The sequence below is a fragment of the Micromonospora sp. NPDC002717 genome, assembly GCF_040295705.1.
Taxonomy (GTDB): Bacteria; Actinomycetota; Actinomycetes; order Mycobacteriales; family Micromonosporaceae; genus Micromonospora.
Genome location: NZ_JBEOVW010000001.1, coordinates 464,210 through 479,097, shown reverse-complemented (window position 1 = coordinate 479,097; position 14,888 = coordinate 464,210). Strand labels below are relative to the sequence as shown.

15 protein-coding genes and 3 tRNA genes are annotated in these 14,888 nt (G+C 73.8%); 5 read left to right on the top strand and 13 right to left on the bottom strand.

The window, feature by feature from the left end; all coding sequences use genetic code 11:
- Positions 1-109 precede the first annotated feature (109 nt).
- Positions 110-1,459 carry an ABC transporter substrate-binding protein gene (locus ABT006_RS02395; RefSeq protein WP_350702116.1) on the bottom strand — a complete coding sequence of 450 codons (1,350 nt, stop codon included), beginning with the start codon at positions 1,457-1,459 and terminating at the stop codon, positions 110-112.
- Between the two features lie 154 nt (positions 1,460-1,613).
- Between ABT006_RS02395 and ABT006_RS02390 the strand changes: the two genes are divergently transcribed.
- Positions 1,614-2,003 (top strand): hypothetical protein, encoded by a 390-nt coding sequence (locus ABT006_RS02390; RefSeq protein WP_350702114.1) that lies wholly within the window; start codon positions 1,614-1,616, stop codon positions 2,001-2,003.
- Positions 2,004-2,057: 54 nt separating this feature from the next.
- Positions 2,058-2,765, top strand: a complete 708-nt coding sequence (locus ABT006_RS02385) for a DUF2786 domain-containing protein (protein ID WP_350702112.1) — start codon at positions 2,058-2,060, stop codon at positions 2,763-2,765.
- A 63-nt stretch (positions 2,766-2,828) separates the two neighbouring features.
- Here ABT006_RS02385 and ABT006_RS02380 read toward each other — a convergent pair whose 3' ends face one another.
- On the bottom strand, positions 2,829-3,344 hold the full coding sequence (locus tag ABT006_RS02380; protein ID WP_350702110.1) for an SRPBCC family protein: 516 nt from the start codon (positions 3,342-3,344) through the stop codon (positions 2,829-2,831).
- Positions 3,345-3,558: 214 nt separating this feature from the next.
- On the opposite strand from ABT006_RS02380, the gene ABT006_RS02375 reads away from it, so the two are divergent.
- A complete protein-coding gene (locus ABT006_RS02375; protein ID WP_350702108.1) occupies positions 3,559-4,545 on the top strand; it encodes a hypothetical protein in 987 nt (328 codons plus the stop codon).
- A gap of 200 nt (positions 4,546-4,745) precedes the next feature.
- Here the strand turns inward: ABT006_RS02375 and ABT006_RS02370 are convergent, their stop codons facing one another.
- Together ABT006_RS02370 and ABT006_RS02365 are read right to left on the bottom strand one after the other, a co-directional pair.
- On the bottom strand, positions 4,746-5,873 hold the full coding sequence (locus tag ABT006_RS02370; protein WP_350702107.1) for an alpha/beta hydrolase family protein: 1,128 nt from the start codon (positions 5,871-5,873) through the stop codon (positions 4,746-4,748).
- 295 nt (positions 5,874-6,168) lie between these two features.
- Positions 6,169-6,804 (bottom strand): GAP family protein, encoded by a 636-nt coding sequence (locus tag ABT006_RS02365; RefSeq protein WP_350702105.1) that lies wholly within the window; start codon positions 6,802-6,804, stop codon positions 6,169-6,171.
- Positions 6,805-7,086: 282 nt separating this feature from the next.
- On the opposite strand from ABT006_RS02365, the gene ABT006_RS02360 reads away from it, so the two are divergent.
- Positions 7,087-7,413 carry a hypothetical protein gene (locus ABT006_RS02360; RefSeq protein ID WP_350702103.1) on the top strand — a complete coding sequence of 109 codons (327 nt, stop codon included), beginning with the start codon at positions 7,087-7,089 and terminating at the stop codon, positions 7,411-7,413.
- A 144-nt stretch (positions 7,414-7,557) separates the two neighbouring features.
- Here ABT006_RS02360 and ABT006_RS02355 read toward each other — a convergent pair whose 3' ends face one another.
- The 9 genes from ABT006_RS02355 to ABT006_RS02315 form a co-directional block, all read right to left on the bottom strand.
- Positions 7,558-8,016 (bottom strand): DUF1707 SHOCT-like domain-containing protein, encoded by a 459-nt coding sequence (locus ABT006_RS02355; RefSeq protein WP_350702101.1) that lies wholly within the window; start codon positions 8,014-8,016, stop codon positions 7,558-7,560.
- A 228-nt stretch (positions 8,017-8,244) separates the two neighbouring features.
- Positions 8,245-8,318: transfer RNA gene (locus ABT006_RS02350), tRNA-Phe, on the bottom strand.
- 101 nt (positions 8,319-8,419) lie between these two features.
- A tRNA-Asp gene (locus ABT006_RS02345) sits at positions 8,420-8,496 on the bottom strand.
- Between the two features lie 32 nt (positions 8,497-8,528).
- Positions 8,529-8,601 (bottom strand) — tRNA-Glu (locus ABT006_RS02340).
- 154 nt (positions 8,602-8,755) lie between these two features.
- Positions 8,756-9,556: a polysaccharide deacetylase family protein gene (locus ABT006_RS02335; RefSeq protein ID WP_350702099.1), complete on the bottom strand. Its 801-nt coding sequence runs from the start codon at positions 9,554-9,556 to the stop codon at positions 8,756-8,758.
- A 74-nt stretch (positions 9,557-9,630) separates the two neighbouring features.
- Complete coding sequence (locus tag ABT006_RS02330) at positions 9,631-10,584, bottom strand: MerR family transcriptional regulator (protein ID WP_350702097.1); 954 nt, start codon at positions 10,582-10,584, stop codon at positions 9,631-9,633.
- Positions 10,574-11,185 carry an isopentenyl-diphosphate Delta-isomerase gene (idi, locus tag ABT006_RS02325; RefSeq protein ID WP_350702095.1) on the bottom strand — a complete coding sequence of 204 codons (612 nt, stop codon included), beginning with the start codon at positions 11,183-11,185 and terminating at the stop codon, positions 10,574-10,576. Before idi ends, ABT006_RS02330 begins: the two co-directional genes overlap by 11 nt.
- A gap of 34 nt (positions 11,186-11,219) precedes the next feature.
- Positions 11,220-12,728, bottom strand: coding sequence for a phytoene desaturase family protein (gene crtI / locus ABT006_RS02320; protein WP_350702699.1), 1,509 nt, complete (start codon positions 12,726-12,728; stop codon positions 11,220-11,222).
- A complete protein-coding gene (locus tag ABT006_RS02315; RefSeq protein WP_350702093.1) occupies positions 12,728-13,879 on the bottom strand; it encodes a polyprenyl synthetase family protein in 1,152 nt (383 codons plus the stop codon). Before ABT006_RS02315 ends, crtI begins: the two co-directional genes overlap by 1 nt.
- Before the next feature lie 65 nt (positions 13,880-13,944).
- On the opposite strand from ABT006_RS02315, the gene ABT006_RS02310 reads away from it, so the two are divergent.
- Positions 13,945-14,883 (top strand): phytoene/squalene synthase family protein, encoded by a 939-nt coding sequence (locus tag ABT006_RS02310; protein WP_350702091.1) that lies wholly within the window; start codon positions 13,945-13,947, stop codon positions 14,881-14,883.
- Positions 14,884-14,888 lie beyond the last annotated feature (5 nt).

The window sequence follows — 14,888 nt, the reverse complement described above, 5'->3', positions numbered from 1 at the left end:
CCGGCACCCGCGGCGGCGGTACCGGCACCCCGTCGTGGCGTCGGCGGCATGACGACGACGGCCGCACCGGTTATCCGGTGCGGCCGTCCGCGTGCGACGGGTCAGCGGCTCAGTGCCGGATCTCCACGCCGGCGTCCGCGAGCGCGCGGATCACCTGCGCCGACTCCGCGAACCCGATGATCAGCACGGCGTCCGCGCCGAAGTCCTTGATCTCCTTCGCCCCGGCCGTGAAGTCCACGGGGTTGGCCTTGGCGTCGGCCGGCGGCTCGTAGGTCAGCAGCTTGATCCGGTCGCCGTCGACGCCGGTACGCTCCAGCTCCGCCTTGACGGTGGCCTGGAGGCCCTCGCCGTAGGAGTCCTTGCGGGCCACGATCGCGATCTTCTGCGGCCCGTCCCGGAGGATCACGTCGGCCAGCGCCCGTCCCTGGAGGCTGTCCGGCGGGGCGGTGCGGAAGTAGAGGCCGTTGTCGTCCAGCTTGGTCAGCCCGGCGTCGGTGTTCGAGGAGGAGAACAGGACCTTTCCGGCCCGCACCACGTCGGGCAGGACCTCGCGGGAGATCCCGGACGCGCCGGCGCCGATGAGGACGTGCACGTTCTGCTCCACGTGCTTCGCCACGGTGGCCTTGGCCACCTTCGGGTTGGTGCCGTCGTCGCCGTCGATCCAGACCACCGGCTCGCCGAGCACGCCGCCGGCCGCGTTGATCTCCTTGATCGCCAGGGCGGCCGCGGCGGCCATCGGCGGATACGCCAAGGCCAGGTCACCGGTCATCGGCAGCAGGCCGCCCACGACCAGCGGGGAGCCGTCGCTGCGGTCGGTGCGGCCACCGCGCTGCTTCTTCCCCTTCGGCGGGGCCTCGGTGCTCGCCGCCGACTCGTCGCCGGCGCCGACGAACTCCGTCTTGCCGTCGTTGAGCTGCTGGCCGTCGAAGTGCACCGTGGCATAACTGGCGGTCGCCGGCTCGCCGGCGTCGGTGAACCCGGCCCGGGTCATCGAGACGCTGCGGTACTCCAGGTCCTGGCCGGCGCGGGCCAACGCCAGGCAGGACGCCACGTCCTCGCAGCGCTGCCCCTCGTTGGTGACGCCGACGATCTGCTTGGCGATGGCGGCGGGGTCGGTGCTGCCGGCGAGCTGGGCGGCGATCGCGCTGATCACCACCGCGTCGTACGTCTCGGCGGTGTAGAGGAAGTCGTTCAGTCGCGGGTCGACGGACCGTAGCCGGTTCTTGAAGCTCTCCGGCAGCGGCGTCATCGGCGTGGTGCCCTTCATGCCGTCGACGAGGCTGGCGCGGTCCTTCAGCTCAGCGGGGTACGAGTTGAGCATGTTGCCGTCGGAGCCGTAGAGGCGCACCTGGTGGGTCGTCGCCTCGTCGGGCCCCTCGGTCCCGCAGGCGCTGGTGGCGAGCAGGAACGTCGCGCAGGCGGCCAGGGTGGCCGCCCGCGAGGCGCGTGACTTGAGCATGGTCGTCCTTCCTCCGGCGAAGGTCCGCTGCGCACATTAGCGTGCCGACATGTGCGGCGGGACCACGGAGGCGACTCAATCCGCAGGTCGCCCGCCATGCGCACGGAGAGTCACCATCGCCGATCGCTTGACCCGCTGCCCTACCGTGCGGTGCGTGACGGAATCACCACAGCAGACGCTCGACGACGCGACCGCCGTGCTCCGCTCGGCGCTGGCCGGGGACGGCGACGCGGTGGTGGGGGCGTTCGACGCGGTCGTCGACCGCTCCGGCCTGGCCGGCGCGTACGGGGTGGCCTGGTGCCTCGCCGCGACCATGGTGGGCGGGCCGGTGCCGCCGGGCACGTGCGCGCTGGACTTTCCCGGGATCGACGAGGCGGACTACGACACGCGCTGGGTGGCCCGCTTCGTCAGCGCGTACGCCAACGCCGACGCCGACACCGGCGAGGCGCTGTTCGGGGCGGCGGCGGCCGACGGGTTGCTGCCGGACTGCCTGCTCACCCTGGCCGGCTCGACGGTGGCCACCCTGCGCAGCCGGGCCGGCTGATCCGGGGGCCGCCGCCGTCCCGGGTCGACCCGCCCGCGTGACAGGCTTGGGGGCATGTCCGAGGCCATGCTCAGCAAGGTGCGCAAGCTGCTGGCCCAGGCCGAGGACCCGGCCTGCACCCCCGCCGAGTCGGCGGCCTTCACCGCCAAGGCCACCGAGCTGATCGCCCGCTACGGCGTGGACCGGGCGCTGCTGGCCGCCCGGGACCCGGCCACCGACCCGGTGGGCGACCGGGTGGTCGAGGTCGTCGCCCCGTACGCCCGGGACAAGGCCGGCCTGCTCGCCGCGGTCGCCGACCCGCTGCGCTGCCGCTGCGTCCGCCGTCGACAGGGCAGCGGCTTCGCCATGCACCTGTTCGGCTTCGCCAGCGACCTGGAACGTGTCGACCTGCTCTTCACGTCGCTGCTCGTGCAGGCCGCGCACGGGCTGGCCGCGGCCGAGGTGCCGCCCGGCGAGCATCCCGCCGCCTTCCGGCGCTCCTGGCTGGCCGGCTTCGCCCAGGTGATCGGCGTGCGGCTGAGGGCGGCCGAGGCCCACGCGGCCGCCGACTCGGGCGGGTCGTCGGTCGCGCTGGTGCTGGCCGACCGGTCGGATCGGGTGCGGCACCGCGTCGCCGAGGTGTACCCGCGCCTGCGCACCGCCGCGCCGCGCCGGCTGGTCGGCAGCGGGTTCGGCTCCGGCGCGGAGGCGGGACGCCGCGCCGACCTCGGGGGCCGGGGAGTCGCCACGGCTCCCGGCACCCGCCCGGGCATCGGCCACTGACGCTCGGGCCACGGCGACGGTGCCCGTGCCCGGCGGGTGCGGCGGCGGGTGGCGCGGGCCGGGTCAGCCGGCGCCGTGGGCCACCGTGGTCGCGTAGCGGGAGAGCAACTCGTGCCAGCCGGCGGTCAGCGCCTGCCGGTAGCCCTCCGCGGCCTCGCCGTGCCGGTCGAAGTGCCGGTGCTCGACCTCCACCCGGGTCCGCTCCGGCCCGTCCGCGTGGAAGAGAACCTCCACCTCGCTCGCCTGCGCCGGATCCGGCACCGGCGCCCGGTCGGCGCCGATCTGCCAGGTGAAGACCAGCCGCCGGGGCGGATCCCAGGTCAGCACGCGCCCCCAGTCGCAGCGGAAGCCGTACGGGCCGATCTCGTAGAGCATCCCGCCGGCGCGCGGCTCCATGCCCAGCTCGGCCAGGTGCTCCGGGCCGGACCACGTGTACTCCGTCACCCACCAGGCCGCCAGGGCGTCGGTGAACACCGCGAACGCCTGATCCGCGGGGCCGGGGACCAGGAGAACGCTGCGCAACGAGAACTGGTCGTACTCCTGCCGGAAGCCGGCCGGGTCAGCCATCTCCTGTCCCATAGGCCCGGACCATACCGGCTGATGCCCGGGTGTGCAGCTTCGCGCGCTGCCCGGTTCCGGACACCCTTTTCGTACGCCCGTACGGCGGCCGTCGGCCGGCCGGACGCGCCTTCCCGGGGCGGGACGGAGGCGGGACGGGATGGTCGACCGGATAGCGGGTAAGCGCGCCGGACGGTCCCGGCCGGACCGGGCCGGAGGATGCGGAGCGGGGAGCATGAGCGAGAACGCGCAGCAGCGGGAGCCGGACCGGGTCGCCGGGCCAGCGCAGGAGGGGGCGACGGAGCCGGACGTCCTGCTCGACGTACCGGAGGTGTCGGTCGACTCGATCCGGCTCGCCGTGGACGGGCTGGACGCCGACCTGTCCCTGCGGGCGCGCGTGGCCAACCTCCTCCAGCTCGACGCCGGCGTCCGGGTGCACCTGCGGGGCGTCGAGCTGGACATGACCGGGGTGCACGCCGAGGCACAGCTCAAGGTGCGCCTGGAGAAGCTGGTCGACATCCTCGACCGGGCGCTGAGCACCATCGACCGCAATCCGCAGATCATCGACGCCCTGTCCCGTACGGCGATCGCCTCGATCGACGACGTGAACCGGGCGACGCAGCAGTTGGCGAGCCCGGGCGGGCAGGTCGCCCGCGCGGCAACGCAACCCGGCGGGCTGCTCGCCGGCTCGGCAACGCAACCCGGCGGGCGGGTCGCCGGCTCGGCGGGGCAACCCGGCGGGCAGGCAGCGGGCGCGGCGGAGCGGCGGGGCGGGCAGGTCAGCGCCTCCGGGGAGCGGCCCGGCGGCGCGACCGACGATCTCGGGCAGCAGGTCGGCGCCATCGGCGCGGTCGCCGACCGGTCCCTGCGGGAGCCGGGCGCCCCGGGTCAGGGCGGGGGACCGGGCGCGGGCCAGGCGACGCCGGGCGGCGGCCCGGGCGGCGGCGGGGAGCAGGGCCAGCGCGCCCGGGAGCAGGCGGGGCGCGAGGCGGGCCCGTCCGCCCAGGCGCGCCCGGAGCGGGGCGGGCCCGAGCAGGCCCGCGGGGAGCAGGGCGGGCCTGGGCGCGGGCCGCGCGAGCAGCCCGACGAAGCCGGCGGTGGTGGGACGCCGAGCGCGGCGCAGCTCGCGGAGCAGGCGGGGGAGACGCTGCGGCAGGCCGGGCGAAGCGTGTGGGAGGCGATCCAGAGCGGGATGGCCCAGCGCCGGCAACAGGGGCGCTGACGGGGCGGCCCCCGACCCTGGGCCGCCCTCGTCGCGCCGGTGACGACGGACCAGCCGCAGACGACGCCGGTCCCCACCCGCGTCCTGCGCGGGCAGGGACCGTGCATCCCCGACGACTGCGGCCAGGGGTGGTGCTGGCCCACCGACCTTTCCGGCTGCCTGCCCCCTGACCAGTACGGGTCAGGGCGTCGGGCGCCTCGTCATGCCGCCTCGTCCCGGAAACGCACCTCGGGATAGGCCGGGGCCGGTGCGTCGAGCAGGGGCTGCGGTCGATCACGCAGGTGCGCGTCGAGGAACGCCGCGACGTACGCGCGGGTGATCAGCAGTTGCCGGTCCCCCGGGATGGCGCCCGGATCCATGCCTAGTTGGGCGCCGAGGACCGGCCGGTCCGTGAAGGAGAGGTGACCACTGCCGGTGACGGTGAGCCACCGCTTCCAGCCGGTCAGGCCGGGCCAGTCGCGCAGCCAGCTCGCGTCCGTCGGCCGCTCCGAGCCGACCAGCAGGAACGGCTTGGCCACGGTGCCCGCCGGGACCGGGACGAAGTGGGTGCCGTCCAGGTTGACGCCGGCGTCGACCCGCCGGTCGGTGCGGAGCACCTGCGCGGCGCTCGCGCCGCCGATGGAGTGCCCGGCCATTCCGATCCGGCTCGCGTCGATGAACCGGGCGCCGCGCCACACCGGACGCGGCCCGGTCAGCCGGTCCAGCAGGAACGACACGTCGGCCGCCCGTCCCTCGACCACCCGGGGGAGCCTGTCCTGCCCGGTCGCCTCACAGGCGAGACAGTCGGCGACCCGGCCGTCCGGGAACTCGACCCCCCGCGCCTCGTGGGGGTGGTCCACGCCGGCCACCACGTACCCCCGGCTGGCCAACTCCTCGGCCAGCCCGGTCAGCGACTCCCGGCTGAGACTGAAGCCGGGAGAGAGCACCACCAGCGGCCAGCCCCGGGCGGCCGGCCGGACCGGCACGTCGCGGCGGGCGTTGGTGCGTACGGTGGTCAACAGGTCCGGCGGGAGGGGCAACCCCTCGGCGGCGATGATCCGCGCGGAGACCGCCGCGGTGGTGTAGGGCGCCGGCGCGCCCGGCGCGGCCACCGCCGGATACCAGAGCGACACCATCAGCTCCCGGCGCAGCTCGGGCCGCCATTGGTCGGGCCGGGCGTCGTCGGTCAGGTGCAGCCAGGTGGTGCCGACCGGGTAGCGGCCGGTCGGTGCCGGCAGCTTCAACGCCGGCGCCGACGCCTGGGCCGCGACCGGGCTGCCGGCCAGCAGTGCGGCCAGCAGCGTCAGGAGTACGAGCAGTGCCCGGCCGCCGCTACGCAAAGCGACCACCGGCCGTTGCGCCCGACGCCGCCGCCGCGCCGAAGCGTGTCACCAGCGCAGTTGAAGTGATCATGCTGCCTCCCTGAGGATCCGTCGTGACGCGTCGACGGTAGGGATCCGCCAGGGGCTCGCACCGTGCCCGAACGACAGGCGGGCGTACCCACCTTCGTCAGGGTTCGGCCCCGCGCGGTCGGCCACGGCAGCGTCGACCGGCCCGGCGGAGGCGCAGCTTTCTCCGCGTCGCTTCCGGGGCTGGCCGGTCGGGCGACTGCCCGACGAGGAGATCCTCCGCGAGCGGCGGTGATCAGAGCAGGCCGGACACGACGATGGCCACGAAGATCAGGATCACCGCCTCGCTGACCAACCACGAGTGGTCATTGGCCCAGTCGCGGATCTTCGGCAGCGCTGCCGTCGCCCGCTGACCGAACGCGAGCAGGGCGAGCAGTGGCAATGCCAGTAGCAGCAGCGTCAGACACAGGAACGGCAGCAGGTTCCACCACGGCTTGTCGTGGCCTGCCAGGCTCCCGGCGACTGCCAGCATGGTCGCCTCGTCGCTGGGCATGGCGATGAAGAGAAGGAAGCCCAGCCTGAAGGCGAAGCGCGGCTCGGCCTCCTGCAACCTGCTCATCCACTTCGGCGGCTGGCTTCGCCTGCGGCGGGCGAAGATCATCACCATCAACGCCAGCAGCACCAGCAGCACCACCCAGTCGATCACGCGACGCGTGCCGTCATGCTTGCGCTGCCCGTTCCCGGCGCCATGCACCGTGTGGAAGACGACGTACCACACGGTCAGCGCGACGAGGATGCCGAGCCCGGCGCCGACCAGGTAGGCGAGCGAGCTGCGTTTCGCGTTCCGGCTGGAGGCGAGGAAGATGGCGCTGATGATCTGCGGACCGGCGATCATCACGAAGGCGAGCGGCAGGACACTCAGCAGATTCACGGTCCCTCCCTGTCGCCCTGATTCTTTTCCGAACCGGTCCGCCAGGTCGGCGTTCTGGGTGATCCGGTCCGTCCGGCCCACAGTGAGTCCGCGCAATCCACGTGTGACACGGGACGGGCCATCGGCGGGATTCCGGGGTCAACGAGGGTCAGACCGGGCAGACGTGTTCTCGGGGCGTGACGCAGAAGCGCCGACCGGCGTTTCCGCTGGTCGGCGCTTCAGTAGCCCGGCGAAAGGCTATGTGCGATTGCGGCCTTGACGCTCTCCTCGATGATGGGCCGCATGAGCGTGACTGACCCGGACCCGGTCTGGATTGCCTTGCGCCTCGTGATCGTCGTCCTCAGCCTCGCCATGTTTGTGTTCGGCGTCCGCGTCGCCATGTCGCGACGGTTTCCCGTGGCTTGGGTGCGGGCTGTACGCATGCCAGCACGCCAGCGATCCCAGCCCGTCCGCATGGGCGGCGGCCAGGCGCTGCTCGGCGCGAGCTTGCTGATCCAGCAAGCGCCGTTCCTTATCCCTATGTCCTACCCGGTCGGAGCCGCACTGTTCGTGGTGGCACTGCTCCTTGCAGGGGCTGCGGCGGGGTGGTTCGTCCTGCGGCGGGACTAGCCACCAACTAGCTGCGCATGGTGATGTGCCGGGGCAGCCGTGCGACACCACCATGCGCGGCCAGCTCCGAGAGCGCCTTGGCGATCTCGCGGTCACGCCCGTCGATGGCGTGCAGGTGCCGAGCAGGTTGGGGCGTAGCGCCGTTCAGTCAAGGATGTGGTAGGCGACCCAGGCGACTTGCAGTGCGACGCATAGCGACCCGCCGAGAACTCCCAAGGTTGCCAGCGCACGGCAGAGAAGTGGCGTATCTGCGCGTAAGGCGAAATAGCCGAACACGACGCCGGCGACTCCCGGAAGGAGAACGCGGGTGTAATCCCACAACGGCACCCACAGCACACCTGCGGCGAGCGCCAAGAACGACAGTGCCATGCCTTCGCGATCACGTGCCATGCCTGCTTGATCGCGTGCCATGCCTACTTGGTCGCGCGTTAGCGTCGGCAGGTCGGCCACCAGGACGTCCAGTTCGCCGTAGGTCTTCGCGGCGTAGGCATGCGTTGACCGGTCCTCGAACTCCGCGAGGGTCAACCGCCCCTCGCTCGCAGCGACGCCGAGCCGGACCACGACCGCTTCTCGGTCGCGGTGTGACACCCGGATGTCGTTCACAAGCAGAGGGTAGCGACGGCAATGGTCACGAGAGGGACCGAAACCGAGTCTGATCGACCCGGCAGGCGAGGAAGCGGCGTGCAGCGAACGTGCAACATGTGGCGGTGATCACCGGCGAAGTGCGGTCAACCACGGGCAACGCCGATCGATACGGCAGGAGCCCGTACGCAGAAGCGCCGACCGGCGTTTCCGCTGGTCGGCGCTTCAGTAGCCCGGCGAAAGGCTATGTGGCCAGGGGCGGGGTCGAACCGCCGACCTTCCGATTTTCAGTCGGACGCTCGTACCAACTGAGCTACCTGGCCGTGTTGCTCGGTTCATGCTACCCGCACGGCGGGCTGTCCGCCGGGAGGGTCACACGCTCCGATACGCAGAACGCCGCGCATGGTGGGCGCGGCGTCAGCGCTGGCGGTCCTGACGGGACTTGAACCCGCGACCTCCGCCTTGACAGGGCGGCGAGCACTCCAACTGCTCCACAGGACCTAGCTTTGTTGCCTCCGGCCGAAGCCGGACCGTGCCCCCAACGGGATTCGAACCCGTGCTACCGCCTTGAAAGGGCGGCGTCCTGGGCCGCTAGACGATGAGGGCGGCCCCGCCATCATTGCACACTCGCAACTTCAAGCGGACTTGCTCCCATCCGGCCCCGCCGGAGGCTTGGATAGCTTACGTGATGGTCGGCCGCTCGACCAAACCGGTATGGCGCTGGCCACAACGAGCCACAAAACCGCAGGTCAGGGGCGGTCTAACGGAGCCGGGCGATGCCGAAGCGGCGCTTCAGGTCGGTGATCAGGTGCGGGCAGGCGGCCAGTGTCGCGGCCCGATCGCCGCCTCCGTCGTGCAGCAGCACGACCGATCCGGGCCGGGCCGCGGCGCGTACCCGCTTGGTGATCGTCGCGGTGGTGGGCTTGCCCCAGTCCTGCGGGTCGACGTTCCAGTGCAGCGACCGCATGCCCAACTGCTTGGCGACCGACACCACCTCGGGCGTCCACCGGCCGCCCGGCTGCCGGTAGAACGGCACCTTGGCCCCGGGCACCGCGGCCCGGATCGCCGCGTTGGTGCGGGCCAGGTCGCTGCGGATCTCGGCGACCGGCCGCCGGGCGAGGTCCAGGTCGTGGCGCCAGCTGTGGTTGCAGAGCTGGTGCCCCTCCCGCACGATCCGCCGCACCAGATCGGGGTGGCGGCGGGCCTGGGTGCCCACCACGCAGAACGTGGCGGTGACCCGCGCCGCGCGGAGCTGGTCGAGGATCTTCGGCGTCCAGACCGGGTCGGGCCCGTCGTCGAAGGTCAGCGCCACGGCCCGCACGCCGCTGCTGCGCTGCAGGCCCGGCGGCAGTTTGCTGGGCAGCGGCCGGACCAGGCGTTTGGGGGGCGGGGTGCTGCGGGTCGGGCGCGGGATGGCCGTCGGGGTCGGCTCCGGCGGCAGCGGCGCCGAGGCGACGGGGCTGGGGCCGGCCGCCTCCGGCGGGGACGCGGAGGTGTCGCCGCAGCCGCCGAGGACAAGGGCAAGGGCCAGACCGGATGCCAGTACGGCGCGTGGGCGCATCGTTCGCTCCCGAAGGGGGTCGGGGTCAGCGGACCCCCGACGCTAGTGGACGGCTTTCCGTCCCGGCACCCGGGTCAGCCAGCGGTGGACTGGCCCAGCGAGTCGCGTACGGCCAGCGCGAGCGAGACCGCCTCGCTGAGGTCGAGCGGCTGCACCACCCCGGCGGGCAGCGAGTCCGCCGGCCAGCCGGGCCCGGCGGCGAGCACCAGCAGCGGCCGGCGGGGCGCGGCGAGCAGGGCGGTGAGCTGGGCGGGATCGGCGGTGGCCGGGGCGTGCGACCAGACGACCACGGCGGCCGGCCCGGTCCGGTTGACCGCCTCGACCAGCGCCGCCATCGGCACCCGGGCACCGAGCATCCGGTAGCCCACCCCGGCCTCGGCGAGCGCGGCGGCGAGCGCCTCCAGCGGCAGGCTGTGCTGCTCCTCGTCGGCGCAGGAGAGCAGGACGCGCGGCGGCCCGGTGGGCGCGCCGGCCCGGGCGACCGCCGCGAACGCCTCCGACACGCACCGGGACACCAGGTGCTCGACCTCGATCAGGCCGGCGGTGGCGGCGTGCCGCTCCCCGATGCCGACGAGCACCGGGCGCAGCAGCCCGTCCCAGGTGGCGACCACCCCGTCCGCCTCGACGGCGTGCGCGATCGCCTCGCTGATCGCCACCGAGTCCAGCCGCATGGCGGCACGGGCCAGGCCCCGGGCGGCCGGCCCGGCCCGGCCGACCGGGATCGTCGGGCCGCCGCCGTCCCGAGCGCCGGCGGTACGCGCGGGCGGGCGGGCATCGGCGTCGGCGGCGGGTGCGGCCTCCGGCGTCCGACGGGCCCAGCGGGCCGCCTCGGCGGGGGTGACCCCCTGGGCGGTGAGCCGCCGCATGATCTCCAGGCGCGCGAGGTCGGCCGGCGTGTAGCGCCGGTGGTGTCCCGGTACGTGCTCGCTCGGGCCGAGCCCGTAGCGCTGGTGCCAGGTGCGCAGGGTGGTGACGGCGACCCCCAGCTGCCTGGCCACCGCCCCCGCGCTCAGCGCCTCATCGGCCACCCGACCGCTCCGACGCGTCGTCCGCCGGCAGCGCGGAGGGGCTCGTGGCCGTGTTCGGCGGGCCGACGGTCGGCCGCAGCAGCCGGTTCACCACCCCGCCGAGCCAGGGCGCGTACGCGCGGGGATCGGCGTCGAGGTCGGCGACCAGCTCGACGGGGTCGACCCAGCGCAGCTCGGCCACCTCGTCGGGGTCGGGCAGCAGCGGCGTGCCCGGCCGGAACCCGCCCCGCAGGACGTGGTCGTACTCGAACTCGACCCGGCCGGTGGCCGGGTCGTCGGCGTGGTAGACGTACACCCCGACCTCGGTCAGCTCGACCGGGTCGGCGCCGAGCTCCTCGCGCAGCCGGCGGTTGGCGGCCTCGACCAGCGACTCGCCGGGCGCGGGGTGACCGCAGCACGAGTTGGCCCAGCGCAGCGGGAAGCGGGTCTTCACCCCGGCCCGGCGCTGGAGCAGCACCCGGCCGTCGGGGTCGACGAGCAGCACCGAGAAGGCGCGGTGCAGCTGGCCCGGGGGCTGGTGGGCGGCGGACACGGTGGTCTCGCCCCGTGCGTGCCCGGCGTCGTCGACGAGCTCGACGAGGTGCTTCTCGCGGGTGGTCACGGCAGGTGCCTTTCGGGTGTGCGGGCGAGGGCCATCAGGATTCCCCGGTGATGCGGCCGGCGGCGAGCTTGCCGGAGATGAGCACCATCGGCACGCCGACGCCGGGCTGGGTGCCCGAGCCGACGAAGACCACGTTCGGCAGCGTCCGGTGCAGGTTCGACGGGCGGAAGGGGCCGGTCTGGAAGAAGCTGTGCGCGGCGGCGAACGGGGTGCCGGCGGCCATCCCCTGCTCGGCCCACTCGGCCGGGGTGACGGCCCGCAGCACCTCGACGCCCGCGCCGAAGCCGACGTAGCCGCGCTCCTCCAGGGTCCCGACGAGCTGGTCGGCGTAGCGGTCGGTGAGGTCGCCCCGCCAGTCGAACGGCGCCCGGTGGAGGTTGGGCACCGGCGCGAGCACGTAGTAGCTGTGCCGGCCGGCGGGCGCGACCGACGGGTCCGTCCGGCTCGGGTTGGTCACCAGCAGGGACGGGTCGCTCATCAGCTCGCCGCGCCGGATGACCTCATCGAAGGTGCCCTTCCAGGACCGTCCGAAGTGGATGTTGTGGTGGGCGATCCTCCCATATCCCTGCCGGGATCCCACGTGCAGGACCACGCAGGACGGCGAGTAGGTGAGCCTGCGGGGGCGGGTCGGCGGCAGCAGGTCGCGGTAGGCGACCGGCAGGTCGGGGTTGAGCACCACCACGTCGGCCGGGATCAGCTCCCCGTCGGCGGTCAGCACGCCGGTGGCCCGGCCGTTCGCGGTCTCCACCCGGGTCACCGTGGTGTCGTACCGGATCTGCACGCCGTGTTTCTCGGCGGCGCCGGCCATGCCGCGGGAGACCGCGTGGATGCCGCCGCGCGGGAAGTAGACCCCGGCCACCGAGTCGAGGTACGCGATGACCGCGTAGATGGCCAGGGCGTCGTGCGGGGCGAGGCCGGCGTACATCGCCTGGAAGGAGAAGATCCGCTGGGTGCGCGGGTCGCGGAAGAACTGGTTGATCTTCGTCTGGAGCCGGCGGAAGGCGCCGCCCGCCAGCAGCCTCAGGAGGTTGCCGGTGAGCAGGTCGGTGGGCGCGTCCAGGTTGCGCTCGATGAAGTCGGCGCGCTCCCACTGCCAGAGCTTCCGGGCGTAGTCGACGAAGCGCAGGTAGCCGTCGGCCTCGCGGGGGCCGCAGACCCGGGCGATCTCGGCGGCCATCCGGGCGGTGTCGGTGATGACGTCCAGCGTCGAACCGTCGGGGTAGTAGGCCCGGTAGGCCGGGTCGAGCGGGGTCAGGTCGAGCCAGTCGTCCAGTTCCTCGCCCACCGCGCCGAGCGCCTCGGCGATCAGGTCCGGCATGGTGAGCACGGTGGGGCCGGTGTCGAACTCGTAGCCGTCGACGCCGAGCCGGCCGGCCCGGCCGCCCGGCGCCGGCTCGCGCTCCAGCACGGTCACCTGTCGGCCGCTGCCCGCCAGGTGCAGCGCGCAGGCCAGCCCACCCAGGCCGGCGCCGACCACCACCACCCGGTCCGTACGCCCGTGCACGGTGCGCACGCGATCACCCCCCTGTGCGAAGCTGCCCATCATGCCCGCCGGTTGGTGGCGGCGGTGGCGAGACCGGTCAGCGCGGTGCGCGCCGTCTCGTCGATCGACGCGGCGTCGAGCGCGGCGAGCGCCTCGGCGACCCGGTCGGAGATCATGGTCTCGACCCGGTCCACCGCGCCCGTGTCGGCGACCACGTCGGCGAGTCGGGCGATCTCCTCGTCCGTCACCCCGTCGCCGACCCGGTCCAGCACGCGCCGCTGAGCCGGCGTGGCGAGCTGCCGGGCGAGCATGAGCAGCGCGGTCGGCTTGCCGGTGCGCAGGTCGTCGCCGGCCGGCTTGCCGGTGGCCGACGGGTCGCCGTAGACGCCGAGCAGGTCGTCGCAGAGCTGGAACGCCTCGCCGACCGCGAGCCCGTATCGGGTGTACGCGGCGGTCAGCGGGGCGTCGGTGTCGACGCCGGCCAGGCAGGCGCCGAAGAGCAGCGGCTTCTGCACCGTGTAGCTCGCGGTCTTGTAGCGGGCGACCCGCAGCGCGCGGTCGACCGACCAGTTCGCCGCGTCGCTCTCGCCGAGCACGTCCGGGTACTGCCCGGCGATCGTCTCCACCCGCATCTGGTCGTAGCAGCGGCGGACGTGGAGCAGTCGGGCCGGCGGCAGGGCGGCGTGCGCGAGGAGCCGGTCGGCCCACACCATGCAGAGGTCGCCGACCAGCACCGCGACCGCCTCGCCGAACCGACGCGGGTCGCCCCGGTGCCCGGCGGCGGCGTGCCGGGCGGCCTGCGCCACCTGCACGGTCGGCCGGCCGCGTCGAGTGGCGGAGGCGTCCATCACGTCGTCGTGCACGAGGGCGAAGGTGTGCAGCAGCTCCAGGGCGGCGAACGCCGGCAGCACGGCCGGCAGCGGCTCCGCGCTTCCCGCGCCGCGCCAGCCCCAGTAGGCGAACGTCGGCCGGACCCGCTTGCCGCCGGCCAGCACGCTGTCGCGCGCCGTCGCGGCGAAGCGGCCCATCGCCGCGTCGATCTCGGCCAGCGAGGCGACCTCGGCGGCCAGGAAGGCGGCCAGGGTGCGGTCCACCGCCGTGACCAGATCCCTGGTGTACGCGGCCAGGACCGCGCCGACGAGGTCGTCCCCGTCCTCCGGGCCTGCCGGCGTGACGTGGAGGGTGTTGCCGGCAACTGCGTCGTTGGCCATGCGGCCGAGGGTACCCTAGGGTTACGTCTTGCGTCGATTGGTGCGTCGATACTTGAGGAGGGCCGGTGGACACGGATCTCACCGCTGCCTATGACCGTTGCCGTGCGGTGCACAGACGCCACGGCCGCACCTACTATCTCGCCACCCGGCTGCTGCCCGCCTGGAAACGGCGGCACGTGCACGCCCTCTACGGGTTCACCCGCTACACCGACGAGATCGTCGACCGGACCGAGACGTTGTCCCCGGCCGAGCGCGCGGCGCGGCTCGACGACTGGGCCGGCCGCTTCGTCGCCGGGCTGCACGGCCAGCCGGTCGACGACCCGCTGCTCCCGGCCGTGCTGCACACCATCGCCGTCTTCGATCTCGACCGGGACGACTTCGTGTCGTTCCTCAAGAGCATGGCGATGGACCTGACGGTCACCTCGTACCGCACCTACGACCACCTGCTCGACTACATGGAGGGCTCGGCGGCCGTCATCGGCACGATGATGCTGCCGATCCTGGGCAGCTCCGACCCGGCCGCGGCGCGCGAGCCGGCGCGCCAGCTCGGCTTCGCCTTCCAGCTCACCAACTTCATCCGGGACATCGGCGAGGATCTCGAGCGCGGGCGGACGTACCTGCCCGACGACGACCTCGCCCTGTTCGGCGTCACCCGCGAGGAGTTGACCGAGGCCCGCGCCCGGGGGCGCGCCACGCCCCGGATCCGGGAGCTGATCGCGTACGAGGTGGGCCGCGCCCAAGCGCACTACGCCGCCGCGGCACCCGGGATCACGCTGCTCGCGCCCGCCTCGCAGGCGTGCATGCGCACCGCGTACGCGCTCTACGGCGGCATCCTCGACGAGGTGGCCGCGCAGGACTACGACGTCTTCGCCGGCCGGGCGCTGGTGCCGCGGCGCCGCCGGCTGGCGGTGGCCGCCCGCGCCCTGCTCACCCCGACCGGCACGCCCGTGGTGATCCCCGGGCCCGCCCTGGCGACCGCCCCGGTCCCCGTGCCCGCCCCGTGACGGCC

Bases quoted from the DNA above. Each gene is read 5' to 3' on its own strand.
- ABT006_RS02395 (WP_350702116.1), bottom strand. From the start codon at position 1,459: ATGCTCAAGTCACGCGCCTCGCGGGCGGCCACCCTGGCCGCCTGCGCG.
- ABT006_RS02385 (WP_350702112.1), top strand. From the start codon at position 2,058: ATGTCCGAGGCCATGCTCAGCAAGGTGCGCAAGCTGCTGGCCCAGGCC.
- ABT006_RS02380 (WP_350702110.1), bottom strand. From the start codon at position 3,344: ATGGGACAGGAGATGGCTGACCCGGCCGGCTTCCGGCAGGAGTACGAC.
- ABT006_RS02375 (WP_350702108.1), top strand. From the start codon at position 3,559: ATGAGCGAGAACGCGCAGCAGCGGGAGCCGGACCGGGTCGCCGGGCCA.
- ABT006_RS02360 (WP_350702103.1), top strand. From the start codon at position 7,087: ATGAGCGTGACTGACCCGGACCCGGTCTGGATTGCCTTGCGCCTCGTG.
- ABT006_RS02335 (WP_350702099.1), bottom strand. From the start codon at position 9,556: ATGCGCCCACGCGCCGTACTGGCATCCGGTCTGGCCCTTGCCCTTGTC.
- crtI (WP_350702699.1), bottom strand. From the start codon at position 12,728: ATGGGCAGCTTCGCACAGGGGGGTGATCGCGTGCGCACCGTGCACGGG.
- ABT006_RS02315 (WP_350702093.1), bottom strand. From the start codon at position 13,879: ATGGCCAACGACGCAGTTGCCGGCAACACCCTCCACGTCACGCCGGCA.